At 38.4% G+C, this 17,452-nt stretch carries 12 protein-coding genes; 5 read left to right on the top strand and 7 right to left on the bottom strand.

All coding sequences use genetic code 11. From position 1 onward, the window contains the following. Positions 1–215: 215 nt before the first annotated feature. The 5 genes from dndE to PR709_RS18130 form a co-directional block, all read right to left on the bottom strand. Positions 216–569 (bottom strand): DNA sulfur modification protein DndE, encoded by a 354-nt coding sequence (dndE, locus tag PR709_RS18150; RefSeq protein ID WP_272571083.1) that lies wholly within the window; start codon positions 567–569, stop codon positions 216–218. Next, the gene (gene dndD, locus PR709_RS18145) at positions 569–2,569 is read right to left on the bottom strand and encodes a DNA sulfur modification protein DndD (protein WP_154625379.1); all 2,001 of its coding nucleotides are present in this window, start codon (positions 2,567–2,569) and stop codon (positions 569–571) included. The genes dndE and dndD overlap by 1 nt, the downstream gene beginning before the upstream one ends. After that, positions 2,559–4,193, bottom strand: a complete 1,635-nt coding sequence (gene dndC / locus PR709_RS18140; RefSeq protein WP_272571082.1) for a DNA phosphorothioation system sulfurtransferase DndC — start codon at positions 4,191–4,193, stop codon at positions 2,559–2,561. The genes dndD and dndC overlap by 11 nt, the downstream gene beginning before the upstream one ends. After that, the gene (gene dndB, locus PR709_RS18135) at positions 4,193–5,275 is read right to left on the bottom strand and encodes a DNA sulfur modification protein DndB (protein ID WP_154625381.1); all 1,083 of its coding nucleotides are present in this window, start codon (positions 5,273–5,275) and stop codon (positions 4,193–4,195) included. The genes dndC and dndB overlap by 1 nt, the downstream gene beginning before the upstream one ends. A 385-nt stretch (positions 5,276–5,660) precedes the next feature. Next, positions 5,661–6,422 carry a hypothetical protein gene (locus tag PR709_RS18130; protein ID WP_163767680.1) on the bottom strand — a complete coding sequence of 254 codons (762 nt, stop codon included), beginning with the start codon at positions 6,420–6,422 and terminating at the stop codon, positions 5,661–5,663. A gap of 286 nt (positions 6,423–6,708) precedes the next feature. Between PR709_RS18130 and PR709_RS18125 the strand changes: the two genes are divergently transcribed. The 4 genes from PR709_RS18125 to PR709_RS18110 all read left to right on the top strand — a co-directional run bounded on the left by PR709_RS18125 (position 6,709) and on the right by PR709_RS18110 (position 13,340). Beyond that, entirely contained in the window at positions 6,709–9,246 is a 2,538-nt protein-coding gene (locus PR709_RS18125) for a penicillin acylase family protein (protein ID WP_272571081.1), read from the top strand. Positions 9,247–9,251: 5 nt separating this feature from the next. Then, entirely contained in the window at positions 9,252–10,349 is a 1,098-nt protein-coding gene (locus tag PR709_RS18120; RefSeq protein WP_072502722.1) for an acyltransferase family protein, read from the top strand. A gap of 223 nt (positions 10,350–10,572) precedes the next feature. Further along, entirely contained in the window at positions 10,573–11,157 is a 585-nt protein-coding gene (locus PR709_RS18115; protein WP_272571080.1) for a HutD/Ves family protein, read from the top strand. Between the two features lie 470 nt (positions 11,158–11,627). Continuing rightward, the gene (locus PR709_RS18110) at positions 11,628–13,340 is read left to right on the top strand and encodes a lysophospholipid acyltransferase family protein (protein WP_004917422.1); all 1,713 of its coding nucleotides are present in this window, start codon (positions 11,628–11,630) and stop codon (positions 13,338–13,340) included. Between the two features lie 54 nt (positions 13,341–13,394). Here PR709_RS18110 and yegD read toward each other — a convergent pair whose 3' ends face one another. Together yegD and PR709_RS18100 are read right to left on the bottom strand one after the other, a co-directional pair. After that, positions 13,395–14,747, bottom strand: coding sequence for a molecular chaperone (yegD, locus tag PR709_RS18105; RefSeq protein WP_004917421.1), 1,353 nt, complete (start codon positions 14,745–14,747; stop codon positions 13,395–13,397). A gap of 73 nt (positions 14,748–14,820) precedes the next feature. Further along, a complete protein-coding gene (locus PR709_RS18100) occupies positions 14,821–15,474 on the bottom strand; it encodes a CPBP family intramembrane glutamic endopeptidase (protein WP_004917420.1) in 654 nt (217 codons plus the stop codon). Between the two features lie 265 nt (positions 15,475–15,739). Here PR709_RS18100 and PR709_RS18095 point away from each other — a divergent pair, with 265 nt between their 5' ends. Next, entirely contained in the window at positions 15,740–16,939 is a 1,200-nt protein-coding gene (locus tag PR709_RS18095; RefSeq protein ID WP_272571079.1) for a nicotinamide mononucleotide deamidase-related protein YfaY, read from the top strand. Positions 16,940–17,452: the final 513 nt, after the last annotated feature.

The following is a 17,452-nucleotide window of genomic DNA, read 5'->3' as shown; positions in this document are numbered from 1 at the left end:
CGTTTTATTATTACGTTTGGCGACCGCCTAGACGGTCACCTTTAATGAAAGGCAAATACACAGAATTATTTACAGGGTCCATTTTCTTTTTGAAGTCTTTAATATCATGAAAACATCCACCTTACTTTATCTGATTTATTTATTATAAAATCAATTTTTGGTTTTATTGCTTTATATTTTTATATGCCAATATAACCTATATTGGCATGATTTTCTTATAAAGATAATAAAAAATCCTTTAAGTTTCGATGATTTCTAATCGAAGCAATCCCATCTTCAACATGAGCAGCCCATGCTTTAACTAGTATTTTTTGATCCATTTGAGGATAAAGCATTTGCAAGACCAGTTCAGTAACTTGTAATGTTTCTCCTAGCCATGTAATTTTATCCAACACTAAAGAGCCATCTAATTTCTTGCTGTCCCGTTCAGGTATATAACGAAATTCGCTCTCAATTGAACGGAAAAATGCCAGTCGAGCTGCAACATTCGGAGTGACTCCGGTATATCCCTTTAACTTTTTAAGTTGCTCTTCAGTTTGACGAGTAAGTTGCATTCTATTTGGAAGCATTAGATTACCTCTTTGGTTAGTTCCCAGAAATAACCAGGTTTTAGAGTCGATGACTTAGTATGCGGATTAAAAACGATTTCGTACGCATGGGAAATATCATCCCTGAGCTGATCTACAAAGTAATGCTCATCCACTTCTGTATCCGTAGATAAAATAACTACTTGATGACTTGCGTATGGGAAATAATAGTTAATTAACTTATCCCTATGTTGTGAATCTAAGCGGCCTAATGGTGTATCAATAATTACTGGCAAGTCACGACCTGAGGTTTTTGCTAATGCTTCGAGGATAGCAATTGCATAAATTTGTTTTTCACCAGCAGATAGTAATTTACGGTTAATTATTGAGTTATTTTCATCAATTAATTCAACATCAAATGTTTCAGGATTAATATGCGCGCTAAGCTGTAAGTCCTCCTTACGAGCTAATTTACGGTAGGATTGCTCAAAATTTGTCGATAGTGTTTTTACTCTTGCTTGTGTGAGAACATCGCTGTAACGATCGAGTAAGTTTATTGTTTCCTGAGCATTCTTAAGAGCACTACTAAAATTATGTTGATAGCGGGCGGTATCATGTATTTTTTGCACTCGACGAACACAATCTAGCTGTTGTTGTTTTGTCTGTTTGGCCTGCTCTAGCAGTGTGCGATAATTTTGCCGTTGAGCTTCGCGTTGACGATCTAGGTCTCGCAGTTTTTCAAAGAGAGCTATTAGCTGGTCATCTTCTGGTGCTCGAGCTATATTAGCGGCGGCTTGTTCAAGCTGTTCTTCGACATTAGCTAATTGGCTACGATAAAGATCAAATCGTTGCCATGCCCTTTTGCTTTCTTGTTCTATAGATTGTTGAAGCATACCGGCTTCACGCTCAGATATATCAAAAAGCAAATCACCTTTAGGTTTCGCTGCCATATATTCTTTAAGATTATCAGTAATAGCTTCAGTTGCGATTTTACTAGTGGTACTAGAGCGTAATGCAATATCGTTTCCAAGCCGAGTTAAAAATTGACTCAGCTCTTGCTCAAAAATTTTCGCCTGCTTTATCTGAGTTTCATCAGCAATCTGTTGTAGCAAACGAGATAAGGTACTAGGAGCTAAGGCATAAGGTAGTGCCCCATCGCATTCTTGACGTAACGCTTTTTCCAGACGTTCTTTATCTTTCAGTAAAGTTTCAACTTTCTGTTCTTCTTTTACTTTTGTTTGGGCAAATGCACCGCCTTGCGCATTCAATAGACCTTCATAGTGGATGATGTCTTTAGATAAGAGTTCAATACGTATTTTAGTAAAATCAGCTTTTTCTAGTAGCTCTTCTGTCTGGCCTGCTAGCTTCTTACTCTGTGCCTCAAGCTCAATAAGTTGTTGTTGTTGAGAACCAATTAATTGTCTGGATTGCTGACGTTTAACAAAAATCATTAAGTCATTACGTAGTTTAGATATCAAATCTAAGCCTAATAGGCGACGTACAGCAGTACGCAGAATATTGCCAGATTCATCTTCTGCTAGTTCCGCGATTTTTTCGCCATCAAAAAAGAAAAGGTCAGCGATACCGTGTGGAATTAATTCATTAAGGAACCCCTGGCACTGGTCATAATCTAGCTCATTAAGTAGCTGTCCATCTTGCTGTAGAGAAAGGCGGTCTTTTTTACCTTTCTTCCAAGTCCTCGTGACAGTAAATTCGGCTTCACAGCCATTTTTATTGTAGGTAAAAGTCAGTTCTATCGAGGCCTCTTCTGGCTGTTCAGTATTGCGTTCACCATTGTGAATCAGTGTGCTGAGTTGTTCGATATATTCCTGTTGTTGGATAGCAAGGCCAAATGCCATACGACCGTATAGTGCCAATCTGATTGCTGATAAAATTGAAGTTTTTCCTGCACCATTTAAACCACCAAATAATACGATAGGCCGTGGATTAGTATCATACTGGCGTTTTCTAGGTGCCAGGTCTATAACATGTGTACCGCTGAAGACCCGAAAATTATGTAACACTAGTTTTTTAATTAACATGTTCTCTTTCCTGACTGGTGTGCTGTAATGTTTCACCGGCATCGATAATTCTACGCTGTAAAACCTGAAGTTCAGCTTCCAGTTTGGCGACTTCTTCCTGGTGAAGATCTCGTTCGTTACGTTTCTGTAGCATTATTTGTTGTTCTTTTATTTCTTCAAGGCTTCCCCAGTCTTGCTTAAGGATTGTTCCAAGCTTATCAAAAATACCTTGACGGCGGCTGAGTCCTTCCATTGAAACTTCAAGTTCAATTAATTTCATAACCATTTCAGGTACTACATCAAATCCTTGTGCTATTTGAGCGAGTAAATCAGCATCACTGGCATCAAAGCGGGATTGATCGTCGATTACCCAATCTAAATCTTTTTGGTATACCTCTCGGTAAATACCAGGTAGGGTATCATACCAATCTGGTTCGTTAGGGTCTTTCAGCCACTCTTGACGGATAGCATGTAATTCTGGCTCGGTGATTAAAGTAATATTATGTCCTTGAGCGTTTAGATCTCGCTCAATAATTAACAGATCCTTTAACCATTGTTGTCGATATTTTAGCCAATAAGGGCCAGGGACATGTTTTCGTTCTGCAGTGATCTCTTCACCATCTTTAGCGTATTGGTAACTAACCTTGCCTGTTCGACGTTTGTAATTACGAAAAGTATCTTTATTTGCTGGATCAGTTGTAAATGCCAATAGATCTCGGTATTTCAGTAATGGTGACATCCAATCTTCACCATTTTGTATCAGGCTTTCCATTGCTTTGTCTTTGGTTACTACGGTGCAGGTCCAGCATCCAAAGCGTGAATTACCACATGACGGGGTACTATCATCAATTACTAGTGGGCATTCTCCTTGGGCGGAAGAATCCATATATAAAGTCCAAAGAGGCCGATTATTCCCTCCCCATGGTGATTCCCATTCTTCTATGTCTTCTGATGCATAACGAAATGCACCTCTTAGAAGCTTCCATACATCTTCAACATCCCAAGTATCTATTGGAGTATAAATAAATGCATTAGATAAAGTTGTATGTCTTGCAAGCCTAGAACCATCGATTTTATGTTTGGCAATTACTTGAGCTCGAGATGCGCTTTCACTGCTACGCGAGCCTAAAACCACAATTACCTCTTCAAATTGTGATACTTTATCTTTAATAAATTCACTAACTGGATTAATTTTCATGCGCTCAGTACACCAGCGAAAACTTCTAGTAGGGGCTGGATACCCTTTACCTAAAAGGTTTACCCAAAATGTTTCGTGGGTTTTAGGTGTAACCGCATGCTGAGTAATTGGCAATCCGTCACGTTTTGCCCCAGATTCGATTTGTAGCATTGTTTTTTTTATCAAATCTACTACAACAGGGGTCTCTACTAATGTATCTGAGGAGACTACGAATACATCTTTAGTCCTCATTTCAGGAGGAAGCCCTAATAGGGCTAAGTATACAAGTGTGATAACAGCGGAAGAGTCTTTTCCTCCACTATAACCAATTACCCATGGGCGATTATCTGAGCAATATATACGCTGTACTTCTGATACGTAAAGTGATAAAGGTTGCCCTGCAAAATTTTCTTGATTAATAAAATCTTCATAGTCGGCTAAATCATAAGCCTGTATTAATTTACTCATTAGGCTACCATCTGTATTTCTAATTTTTCCTCTTCTTCTGTGAGAGGAATTGACAGTGCTATTTTTATAGCATTACAAGTTAGTTGTATTGCTGTGTTTGATTTACTTAATTTTCCATGAGACATTGCTCGTTTAATCATCTCAGGGTTACTTTTACGCCAATCAAAGCCTTTCAGACCAGATAATTTTTGCTCCCATTGGTCTGGGTAGTCGAACAAAATTGAATGCCCTAATAACCCTAAAGCTTGTAGGCCAATACCATGTGCATGCACATATTCTTGGCGTAATTGTGATGGAGATACTTCTTTTTTAGCTGCTAGTTGCCAGTCTGGCATTACATGAAATATTGCGGTCCAAAAAGAAGTTGCAATGTTCAAGTATTCTTCAAAATTTTCTTTTTTAGGTTGTTTTCCAAATAAAGCACGATTGGCTTGCTTAATGCTACTTAAGGTAAATAATTTATTTGAAAGAAGACTAATATTTGATTTTTCTAGTTCTGTTAATCCCAAAAATGGCTCTATCGACATCGCTAAATCACGAGCTAAATTAGAACTTATATCTCTGTGATCATATAAGGTAGAAAGTGATGGACTAGGCCTAATAGCATACTTATTTAAATCAGCAAACATTTGTTGACTACGAACTAAGCCTTCATCGACAAAAAATAGCACAGGAATGTTATCTTGACCTAATTCAGGGCGTGCTTCTAATGCATCTTCAATAGCTTTTCGACGATGTTGCCCATCGTTTATGAGGATTTGAGCTTCCATTGGTACTTTAAGAATTCCTAAGTTATTTGAGCTAGGATATTCTTCAAACTGTACATTAGTAGCTATAGATGCCGTGAGCGCTGAAAAAACATAATCTTTTGGGTTTTCAAGTAGATACTGAACCATTTCTGGAATTCTAGCTTTATTTAATGTACGCTGAGCCCTTAACTCAGGTGGAACTTCACTTTCATCGAAGCTAAATATTTTGGGAATTATACGCATAGGGCACATAGCTATGTAAAAAGCTCTTCCTGCTTGAATTCCTCGTGCAGCTGGGAAGGAATAGCAATAGTCTGAATCTTGATAATGCATTATCTATTTCCTATGAAGAACACTATGACTTACGTCAATTATAACGTAATTTTTTTGTTTTTTTAAGGGTTTTTTACGTAACTAATTTGATGAATCTATAAATATTAGCTTTTATAATATATAAACTTACTAAAGTTTTATGTAATATAATTAATGATGTAATAGCTCATACTATACTGGTGTAGGTAATTTGGGCATTGAGTAGAATCGATATTATACACCTAATCATTAATAGGTGACATTGAGGCATATAAAACTCAATGAAATTTCAGTGGTGAATTTAAATTTGAAGTTGCTTCACTGCTCCTCTACCAAAATTACACGGTTAAGGACGTTGACAACACTATAGGTGAAGAAAAATTACTCATAAATCAACATTATTTTTTCAATCTATTAACTTAATTTTTTCCGCTTTAATTTTATCCTGAATTCGATTAATAACCTCCTTTCTATATTTTTGATGTCCCTTCATTGCTCTTGGGTGGGCGATACGAAAACAGGGTGTATTGTTAGCAACAAATTCCCATAATTTCCCTGAAATAACAGGTATTATGGTTTGATAACCATCAAAGTGTTCATTAAATAAGCTTTTTATTACACTATCGATACGCCATACACCTGTTGCAAATATAATATAGTCAGGTTTTATATGATTAATTTGTGCAGCTAATAGCTTGTTTGATATGTCTTTTATTTCTTGGAGTTCAAGAGTAGGTCTATTCAGAGGTGTTTTCTTATTGTAATCCCAAGCAAAGAGGTTTGTGTAAAATATCGCCTTAGGGTGGATGTTCAGTTCCTTAGATAACTGAAAATAATATTGCTTAAAACGACTTTTTGATTTAGTAATGACATTCTGCCTTTGATCTAATTGTAAATGATTTTTATATCGATTGGTCGCCTCTTTAATAATTGTATGAATGTCATTGCTTGCAACAAACTGAGAGATTCGATTGATTGTATTTTTGTTATTATCAGTATTCCAACCTGAAGTTTCACGTCCGATAAGCATAACCTTTATCTCGGACTGCCAATATTCATCAAAAGGAATCGGTAGAAAAACCCCTGAATATTTATCCTCAATTGTTTCAAATTTCGTAAAATCTATTTTCTGAAGTATTTCAGCATAATTAGCAATTAAACTGTCCAATTATTTTCACCTAAATTTATTGTTAAATATATTTTAATAATTTTAAACTATCTTATGTTGAATTTTTAATTATCTTTTACATTATAAACTATTTCTAATGAAATTAATTTAAAAATCATTTGTTTATCTATAATTGAACACATAATCTTCGTTTTTTAGAAACCTTCGGTGATATCCACTTTAAATCCCCCTATACCACGATAAGAATCCCCTTATTTAATTTAACTTTAGGTCATGCCTATAATGAGAAATTCTTTGGTGGTAGTTCTGATATATGAGGCAATAGATGGAACGCAAAGGACTGTTTTTATCTTGTATTATCAGCGGGGTACTATTGCTATCTGGCTGTCACAGCTTACTCAATAACTACTATGCTGATACCCTCCCTAAAACAGAAGGACAAGTGGTTCTTGCAGGGTTAAAAGCCCCCACTACTGTACGTTATAACCAAATGGGCGTTCCTTTAATCAAAGGGCAAAACCTTGAAGACGTTTATTTAACATGGGGTTATATTCATGCATCAGAACGCATTAGCCATATGGAGCTGATGCGCCTCACGGCAGAAGGTCGTTTAGCAGAATACCTCGGCGAACCGGCCATTGGCATTGATAGTTTTATGCGCAAAATGGGTTTTCGTGAAGCGACGACTATTTTATATCGAAATGTCAGTCCACAAAATCGTCGTTATCTTGAAGCTTATGCCAATGGTGTCAATCTTTGGTTAGATAATCATCAAGATAAACTACCTATGGATTTATCAGCGGCAGATTATGTTGTTCCGAAATGGCGCCCCGATGATGCAATTTTAATTCTATCTCTCGCTAATTTCGGCTTGGCGGGAAACCTGCATGAAGAGATTGATAGCTTAATCGTTGCTCAGCAGTTGGGGGCGGATATGCTACCTTGGCTATTTCCAACTTATCCTGATGAGCCTCTTCCTCACCAAGAAGCAAAGAAATTGCAAGGGCTAAATTTAGAACCGTTTAAACAAGACATCGACCAGTTAACACTTGCTAGCCAATCTCTAAAAAATATTCATTTACATGATGTTATGGCATCCAATAACTGGGCTGTAACCGCAGATCTCACACAAAACAATGGTACATTACTGGCTAATGATACCCACCTTCCAATCGGCTTACCTTCTTTATGGAGTTTTATTCAGATTGAGACTCCTGAGCTATCTATGGTTGGTGCGGCGATCTCAGGGATCCCCGCGATTGTATTAGGTGCAACACCTGATCTGGCGTGGGGATATACCATGGTGATGGCGGATAATCAGGATCTATTTTTGGAGCAGATCAGAGAAACGGACAATGGATTTGAATATCTCTATCAACAGCAATGGTATCCGGTAAAGCAAACTCAAACCGTGTTTCATGTAAAAGGTCGCCCCGATAGAGTCGAAAATGTCTATCATACGCAACATGGTGTGTTGCTAAATGAGTCGCTGAAAGAGCGCAGTTATTTGCTGCAACCCCTTGAGGTCAGAACGCAATACGGGATCGCCTTTAGTAGCCTGCTGCCCGCTACCGATGATATTAGTATCGATGCGTTAATGGATCTACCTAAACAAAAGAGTGTTTCCCAAGCCATTAAATTAGCAAAAGAAATTAGCGTGATCTCCGTTAATATGCTGTTCGCCGATAAGCAACAAATTGGCTGGCAATTAACGGGAAGTTATCCATTGCGCAAAAAAGGGCTTGGGTTATTTCCCTCTCCGGCATGGGAAGGGGAATATGATTGGATCGGCAGGGTGTCTAATCAGCATTATCCAACCTCAATTAAAACTCGAAAAGGTTGGTTGGCGACTGCAAATCAGCGAGTTGTAGAGAAGGGCTATCCTGTTAATTTTTCTCAAACATGGGCGCACCCAGAACGTTTTGAACGAATTTCAGCGCTATTGAATGCAACGGATCGACATAATTTAGATAGCATGCAGCAGATGCAGTATGATCAATTCGACCCTATGGTGACGAAGTTACAGGTTTATCTCAGAGACCCTGCATTACAAAACGCGATCGCTCAACTCCCACAATCAGAACAACAACAAGCGAGGCTAGCTCAACAACGCTTGTTGGCATTTGATGGTTACCTGCATGCCGATAGTGCCGGTGCGGCGCTGTATAACTTATTTTTAGCTCAGTTCAGCCAGCAATTATTTGCAGATCGCTTCGTCGATTCACCGCAGGCGTGGAAGGCGTTTGTTGAAAGCTCCAAATCTTATTCAGCGCAAGCTGAGCATCTGCTTTGGCAAGATGACAAAAGTGCCAATGCGAGTCCTTTTTGGCAAAAATCGGACCCGGCTCGTAGCGGTAAAGCGAAAATCATTGCCTATTCATTAGCACTGGCTAACCAACAAGGTGAAAAGCAATTTGGCAAAAATTATTCACGTTGGCAGTGGGGAAAATTACACCGCTATCAATGGAATAGCTTGTCATCACAAATGGCGGAATATCTTCCAAAAGAACAACGTAGGACGATTGAACGACTCGATAGCTATTTGAATCGAGGCCCTTATCCAGCGGGTGGAAATCTCAATACGGTCAATATTTCCAGCTATAGTATGGGCGATAATTTTGATACTTTGTTGATCCCTGCAATGCGCTTAATTGTTGATTTCAGCCAACAAGATCCAGTATGGGTAATGAATAATGCGGGGCAGTCTGCCAATCCTGCAAGTCGTCATTATGCCGATAATATTGAGGATTGGTTGAAAGGAAAATATCAAAACCTTCCTTTTAGTCCGGAAGGGCAATCCCAGTGGTACAGCGATAACGTGTTGCAGTTTGTGCCTCGCTCACTTTCAACACAGGCGCATTAATACCGATGATCTCTAATAAATTATTCCAACGTTTTGCACCGATTGACCCAAATGTTTCTGAACAATTGGATATGTTAAGGGGATTTTGTACCGCGACAGTATTATTTGGGCATGCATATTTAGTCTTTTTATATCCAGTATGGCCTATCGTGATGCTGCCGCTATATTTATTTGGTCATAGCTGTGTCATGGCTTTTTTTGCGTTAAGTGGTTTTTTGATTTGTAAGTCGGTTAGCTACAATATTCAACGAAATACTTACTTTAAAGTAAGGCGCTATGCAACTTCACGGTTAAATCGTATTTTGCCGCCTTTTTATTTAGGCTGTCTTGTCTTACTACTTTTATATTTTATCTCTCCCTATTTTTTTGCTAGTGGTAGCCGTGACATTAATATTATTAGCGATACGATGACTCAGGCGAGAATGGCGCTGGATGTTAAGAGCTTTGTGGGAGTATTGTTGTTTATCAACGGCTTTATTACAGATACTCCACCAAGTAACTTTGCATTTTGGTCATTACCATTTGAGGTTTGGTTCTATACACTGTTTGCCTTATTTATGATGCCTAATCAGCGTTGGTGTACGATTATCGGTATTCTATTATTACTCACTCTTAGTGTATTGAATTATACTTTTTTCTTGTATGCCTTAATTTGGTGTTGTGGTGTGATTGCTGCACTGCTTCATAATCACCAGTATCAATTAAAACGAAAAACGCTCATTACCAGTTTTAGCTTGATTGCTTTAACACTATTGACATTAGCTGTGGTTGGCGTTTTTTATTTTCCATTCAGTTTCGACAAACAAAAATATTTGTTGGCGTTGTATGGCACTTTGTGTGGCATTAGTTTCTGCTATTTATTTTATTTGATGAGTTTTCACCGTGTTCGGTTTTATTTACCTGGTAAACAATTAACGCCGAGCTCTTATACGATCTATATTCTGCATTTCCCTTTGCTAATCTTTGCTTATGGGATTGTGCAACCTTATGTGTATCAGAATTTGTGGGTATTATTTATCACTACGTTTTTGATCGCTTTGGGGATCATGTTTATTGGGTTGTTCGTTGGACGATATGTGGAAAAATTGAAGGTGCTACATTAAGTTGTGGCTTTGTTATCGCGTAAAAAATATCCACTCTCCCTAAAATGAGTCAGTGATAATGAAGTCAGTCATGGTATTTCAATTAAGCAAGGAGGCTTTTTCGCTCATCTCCGATAAGTCGGTTAACACGATATGATTTTGACTCTGATACTGGAGGAGTTTTCCCTTTTAGTATATGTTTACTGACTAAAATGACACGATTACTTAAAGGTTGATTTAAACCATGATCCGAGTGTTAACAGCGAAAAACTACCAAAAAATGCCATGGAAAAATGGGCAAGGTTTTACTTTAGAAATTGCGCGTAGTCACGGTGTAGGATTAACCGATTTTGATTGGCGAGTTTCTATTGCTGATGTGAAAGCGGCTGGAGCCTTTTCTTATTTTCCGAGTAGGAAACGGATTATTGGCGTATTAGATGGCGGAGAAGGGCTAACCTTGCAGGTGGATAAAAATTCTCCTGTAACACTCCGTCAAAAACAATTTTTTGCATTTCATGGTGAAAGTGATGTGTATGCTGAGCTATTAGGTGAGGCTATTCGCGATTTCAATCTTATCTATAACCCTGATAAGTACATCGCTCGTCTGCAATGGTTCAAGACACACAATGTGACGCAGTGGATAAGTGATGCTGACAGGGTATTAATATTTAATGCGGGTGGCGAGCTTGGCGTTACTATTGGTTTGAACTTGCATACTTTAAAAGAATTTGAAACATTATTGGTGGAAAATGATGGAAATTCTTTGCAATATGACCTTGTCACTCAACCAAAGAGTGACTTTTGCCTGATTGAATTATTTGCTAAGTAAAGTTACTGCCAACAATAAAATCGCTGTTATTTGTCGTTTACTAATAACAGCGGTAAATTAATACTATTTTTCATCCTCATCTTATAGCGTAATCTACTTTATTTTTATAAAAAACACTCTGTAAATTTTTAATCAAGGATAAACTAATCAAATTAGTTCATTATCAGAATATGACGAGTGAATATTTTTGATTGAGTATGATAATAAAAATATCAAAATAGATTAAAAAGGTCAGAAAACGTAGGGTTAAGCTATATATAGTTGTGGTAGGATCAAGGTTTATCCATAATTGAGCTGTGTTGTATTTATAGAATATTAATTAATTGAATATATTATGTTTTTTATTTGTAACTCATAAGATAGGGATATTGTCATTATTGGATGAGTTTAACCGTTTTGTCATTAAATTGACACGCTACTGCCATTGTTCTAGCTTAGGTTTGCAATAGCTAAACTAGGAGACAATTAAGATGTTTAGTTTGGATGCTTTGCTACAAGATGTATTCCCAGACCGAGCGCCTCCCGCTTGGAAACGGAATTTACTAAAGTTCCTGCTATTTGAAAAAGAATTTAAACAATTTTCTGAAAATTATCCTCACCTAAAAGGTTTAGATCTGGTTGAGCAAATCGTCGAGTACTTTAATATTCGTTGTGAGTTAGTTGATGGCGATTTAGAAAATATTCCCTCTCAAGGTCCTCTTGTATTAGTTGCTAATCACCCGATAGGCTCTTTGGATGGTTTAGCAATATTACGTACGGTCGCGACAATTCGCCCAGATGTTAAAATCGTAGCAAATCAGTTTTTGAATTATATTGAGCCACTGAGTAGCTTATTTGTTCCTGTTGATAATATGGGGAATCGCACTAGCCGCAAACAAATTGAGGCGATGCAGGAGCATTTAAATAAGCAAGGGGCTTTGATTTTATTTCCTGCTGGTGAAGTTTCCCGATTAAGTGCGAAAGGGATCCGGGATGGTCATTGGCATACTGGTTTTTTACGTTTAGCGGCCAAAGCTCGTGCGCCAATTGTACCTATTCACGTTACTGGTCGTAATAGCCCTCTATTTTATTTAACCTCATTAATATACCGTCCATTATCGACATTATTGCTCGTACGAGAAATGTTTAAGCAGCGTGATGGCAGAATAAAAATTCGAATTGGTGGCCGTATCCCATTTACTCATTGGCATGATGGGCATACTCGATCGCATGATCTCGCAGAACGTTTTCGCCGCCATGTTTATCTTCTTGGGCAAGGAAAAAAAGGGCTTTTTACCAGTGAATCTGCCATTGCATTACCGGAAGATCGCTTAGAATTGAAAAAAGCATTGATGGCGTGTGAGCGGTTAGGCACAGCCCCAGATGGTAAGGCGATTTTTCTGTATCGTAGAAAAGATGAGGATAGAACGCCTATCTTACGTGAATTAGGTCGATTACGTGAAATTGCTTTTCGTGCTGTCGGTGAGGGTTCAGGAAGGCGGCGCGACTTAGATAGCTATGATGATGACTATTATCATCTCGTTTTATGGGATGAAGATGCATTAGAAATTGTTGGCGCTTATCGATTTATTCCTACTGCCGAGCAGTTGAAGAAAAAGGGCATCGAAAGTATCTACAGTTATACGTTATTTCATTACGATAAAGAGATGCTACCGATACTTGAGCAAGGGATTGAATTAGGCCGTAGTTTTATTCAACCTACTTATTGGGGTAAGCGTGGTCTTGACTATCTTTGGTTAGGTATTGGCGCTTATCTTGCAAAATACCCGCAATATCGTTACTTATTTGGGCCTGTTTCGATATCGGGTACGATGCCAATTGCCGCTCGTGATCTATTAATTACGTTTTATCGCCTCTATTTCTCAGCGGATCATTCGTTGGCACAGTCTCGCCAGCCGTATCCTGCCTCATTACCACAGGTATTAGCACAGTTTTCGGGGAATAATTATCACGAAGATTTAGTTAAGCTAAAAAGTCTGTTGAATAATATTGGCTGTTCGATTCCAACCTTATATAAGCAATACACCGAGCTATGTGAGCCGGGTGGCGTACAGTTTATTGATTTTGGAACCGACCCTGCTTTCAACAATTGTATTGATGGCTTGGTATTGGTGGATTTGACGAAGTTGAAACCTTCTCGTTATCAGCGGTATGTAGCGGTTCACCAAGATAACCAAACGTAATCTAAGTTATTATGCAAAGAAAAAACGCCGTATGGCATACGGCGTTTGCATCGATTATCTAAAGCAGATCTCAGCCCAACGGGTGAGGCCAGCGGTGACTGAGCCAAAATCATTGCCTCGGACAATAGGAATATTGGGTAATTCTTGTTTTATGGCCTGACATAGGACGGGGGATTGGGCAGAGCCTCCTGTCATAAATATCGCGTTTGGTTGCACACCACCTTGTGTCACGGCTTCTTTAACCAGCTCTATCATTTTACTTTTTGGTGATTCGATAGCCTCTACCATCTGGTCACGGTGAATATTAATTTCGAGAGTTTCATTCATTAATTCAATATGAGCCAAGTAATTTTCACTGTCTGATAAAGCAATTTTCGCTTCTTCAGCGCGGCGCACTAAGCGATAGCCAAGGGTTTCATTATAAACCTCAATAAGACGCAGCAATTTTTCAGGCTCTTGTGCTTCTTGGCGTAATCGATTGAGCGCTGTTAAATTCTGTTTTGCATAAAATTCTTTTTGTGCTTCCACATTATTAATCGCGATAGGATTCCAAAACTGGCTTATCGGCATTTTAATTCCAGATACTGTTTGGCTGCTCATACCAAATGAGTCCATTAATTGTTTTAAAGCCAAATAAATATCAAGGTCGTTACCTCCAATACGTTGACCGGTGTGAGCTAATAGACTTGCTGTTCGGTCGGTTTTACCTTGATAACTTGGCCCCATATTGATCAGTGAACAGTCGGTTGTGCCTCCACCGATATCGACAACTAATATAGTTTGGTCTTGCGTTAAAGCCGCTTCATATTCAAGCCCAGCGGCAACTGGCTCAAATTGAAAGGCAATATTTTTAAACCCAGCGCGTTTTGCGGCTTTAATAAGAATAGCTTCAGCTTGCTGATTAGCTAATTCACCACCACGGCCATGAAAGTTAATTGGGCGGCCAATGACAGTATCAGTAATTGTGTGTTGTAAATGCAGTTCGGCTTTTTGTTTAATATTCGCCATCATGGCGCACACTAAATCTTCAAAGAAACTGAGTTGCACTTCGTGAAGGCCTGAAGCACCAAGAAAGGATTTTGGTGACTTGACATAATAGACATCGCGAGGATCTTTTAGGTATAGCTCTAATGCTGCTTGGCCAAAAACAATATCCTCAGGAAGTAGTTCAATCCCTTCTTCACGGTTATATGCGATGGAACGCCTCAGTATTTGTTCGCCCACTTCATCTGACGGTAATATATTAAGATGACGGAATAAATGTTCAGAAACAGATTCTCGAGTTGGCGCGCAAAGGGTTGACGGAATATAAGCACTATCACCTTCTAATGGTAACAGTGTAGGCTTTCCCTTATCCATAATTGCGACCGCGCAGTTTGATGTTCCGTAGTCAAAACCAATAAACATTTTGCCCCCAATGCTTTAATTACTCGCCGAAAAGGCGGCAAACTTTACCGGAAGCGCTGGCGAATTACCACTACTAAAATGACATTGCAAATATGAATATAGTCGCAATCGTGTTATTTAAAGCGTGGAGTAATATTGGTGCAATTAATGAGCGAGTGCTGATCCTTACATGGCATAAAATAGCGCCCATTATAAAGATAGTAATAAGGGTATTTACAGATTGATACTGTGAGTGTATTGAAGCAAATAAAAATGAAGAAGCGATAATGGCTATCCATTTTCCAGCCGTGCCATACCACATGCCCGCATTAAGTAAAAAGCCTCTAAATATAATTTCTTCGCTAATCGGGGCTGCGATAATAATCGTTATTACATAGAGAAAAAAGGCAAAGCCAGTCATGTGACTGATACTTTCAAGCCACTCTTCTTGTGCTCCCAATAGCATATTGAGAAATATTAAGCCAAATATAGCCAAGATGGGGAGTTTTAATTCATTTAAATTGGTTTTACCGATAGGCATAAGTTTGAAGCTATTTTGGTAAAAAAACCAACAAACTAAGGCGCAAGGCAACAGTAATAGCAATGATATAGCGGGGATAGCATATTGGGATTGCAGTAACAAAAGTGCATTAGGCATCAACAGTATAATGAATGAAGAAAAAAACCAAGCGACAAATGCTCCGATGCAAATGAGTAAATGAGTGAGGCGGCTTTTAGGTGGATTCATATAAGTATATCCTTTTTTAATAACAACGTTAAATTCCTTAATTTCACTTAGTTAATATACAAAAATTTTAGATAAATTCATCTATTAAATGCATTGTATAGCAGTTAGTTAGCGCCTCTATGAGTGAGTAATAAAAAGTCATACCAAAGAAAAATAGAGGAATGAGTAAATTTAACGAAGTTATCTCAAATATTTATTTTAGCGAATGCCAATATAGGGTAGCTTAATGGAAAATCATTAAACATTCGCAAACTGGAGCTTATGGATGCTAATTGTAGAGATGTTAAGTACCGGAGATGAGGTACTGCATGGGCAAATTATTGATACTAACGCAGCTTGGTTATCTGATTGCTTTTTTCAAGAAGGCTTCCCACTGAGTGGGCGAACGACAGTTGGTGATAATCTGAACGACCTAGTACACACTTTACAAGCGCGAAGTCAACATGCAGATATTCTGATCGTTAATGGTGGACTAGGACCAACTCGTGATGATTTAAGTACTTTGGCGGCAGCAACGGCTGCTGGGGTGCCCTTAGTTGAGCATGCTGAATGGATTACGGTTATGGAATGCTATTTTGCTTCCAGAGAATGGGTAATGCCAGAAACGAATCGTAAGCAAGCGCTGTTACCGGAAGGTGCAGAATTGGTGGATAACCCGATTGGTACGGCATGTGGTTTTGCCATGGAGCTCAATGGTTGTTGGTTATTTTTTACGCCTGGCGTACCTTCAGAGTTTAAAGTGATGGTACATGATCAAATTTTGCCAAGATTACGCCAACGATATCCATTGAACGAACCCCCGTTATGCCTACGTTTAGCCAGTTTTGGACGAAGTGAGAGTAGTTTAGCTAAGCAATTTGATTCACTCGCTCTTCCGGAAGGCTGTGTACTTGGATACCGCTCCTCTATGCCTATTATTGAATTGAAACTCACAGGGCCTGCAACATTGAAAGAGGAAATGTTAGCGCAATGGCAAGTGATCAAAGAAGGTGTTGGTGAAAATGTAGTTTTTGAGGGTATTGAAGGCTTACCTAGCGTGATATGCCGTGAGTTAAATGAAAAACAGCTTAGGGTTGCTATTTGTGAAGAGTTTAGCGCAGGTTTACTCAATTGGACTTTAAATGCAGTATCGGCCCCACTCAATGGCTGTAAAGTGATAAACCAACAAGAAGACCAGAGTTTATTAGCACTGATAGGCCATGCTAGTGAGGTCGCTAAACAAGAAAAAGCACATATTGGTTTAGCGGTTGGAGGCGCTAACGATGGCTGTCTATCATTAGCATTATATACATCCGAAAAAAGCTATGCCCAGCGTGTACGTTATATGCCAAGTAATCATAGTACTAAGGTCAAACAAGATGTCAGTGTGATGTTAATGTTGGATATGTTGCAACGTTGGCTCAAGGGGCGCAACGTTTTTGGCCAATATGAGTGGTTAGCGCAATCAGAGACATTAGTTCGTTAATATTACAATCTTCGCTGTGTTTGATATGTCAAAACACAGCGTTTTTTAATCACACATAATCATCATCGATTAGTGGGTTTACCTAGGGTTTTTATATTATATTTCAAATATTGGTATTTTTACTTAATAAACCTAAGGGTATTCATCTTATTTAAGTTTCGGGGGCGAGAAATAAGAATTTTTAAGATGAATTTAAATGGTTAGAAAAATCGATTTTGCTAAATAAACGCATAATTATTAAATTGGAGTGACTGTTTTAATGCTGACAAATTATTTTATGTTATAGGGTTATGATATGAGAAATATACACATCTCCCTTCCATTTTAAATGAGGCGTATTACGCATAAGGCATTATGAATCTTTTAAAATAGCGGGTAATTAAGTAGGAAATAAACAAGGGTTACGATAATAGATATTATTTGGTATTTCCTTAGATAGTAGACTAGGATATGAAAGTATCGAGTGGGATGGACTAGAGAAAGTGGTAACTAGCCCGGTGTTTATTAAATACT

The organism is Providencia sp. PROV267 (assembly GCF_028477825.1).
GTDB classification, from domain to species: Bacteria; Pseudomonadota; Gammaproteobacteria; order Enterobacterales; family Enterobacteriaceae; genus Providencia; species Providencia stuartii.
The sequence above is the reverse complement of the archived record's forward strand: the minus strand, read 5'-3'. Positions and strand labels throughout refer to the sequence as shown.

Coding starts and splice junctions, on each gene's coding strand:
- yegD (WP_004917421.1), bottom strand. CDS start 14,747: ATGTTTATTGGTTTTGACTACGGAACATCAAACTGCGCGGTCGCAATT.
- dndC (WP_272571082.1), bottom strand. CDS start 4,193: ATGAGTAAATTAATACAGGCTTATGATTTAGCCGACTATGAAGATTTT.
- PR709_RS18110 (WP_004917422.1), top strand. CDS start 11,628: ATGTTTAGTTTGGATGCTTTGCTACAAGATGTATTCCCAGACCGAGCG.
- PR709_RS18120 (WP_072502722.1), top strand. CDS start 9,252: ATGATCTCTAATAAATTATTCCAACGTTTTGCACCGATTGACCCAAAT.
- PR709_RS18095 (WP_272571079.1), top strand. CDS start 15,740: ATGCTAATTGTAGAGATGTTAAGTACCGGAGATGAGGTACTGCATGGG.
- dndE (WP_272571083.1), bottom strand. CDS start 569: ATGCTTCCAAATAGAATGCAACTTACTCGTCAAACTGAAGAGCAACTT.
- PR709_RS18125 (WP_272571081.1), top strand. CDS start 6,709: ATGGAACGCAAAGGACTGTTTTTATCTTGTATTATCAGCGGGGTACTA.
- PR709_RS18100 (WP_004917420.1), bottom strand. CDS start 15,474: ATGAATCCACCTAAAAGCCGCCTCACTCATTTACTCATTTGCATCGGA.
- dndD (WP_154625379.1), bottom strand. CDS start 2,569: ATGTTAATTAAAAAACTAGTGTTACATAATTTTCGGGTCTTCAGCGGT.
- PR709_RS18115 (WP_272571080.1), top strand. CDS start 10,573: ATGATCCGAGTGTTAACAGCGAAAAACTACCAAAAAATGCCATGGAAA.
- dndB (WP_154625381.1), bottom strand. CDS start 5,275: ATGCATTATCAAGATTCAGACTATTGCTATTCCTTCCCAGCTGCACGA.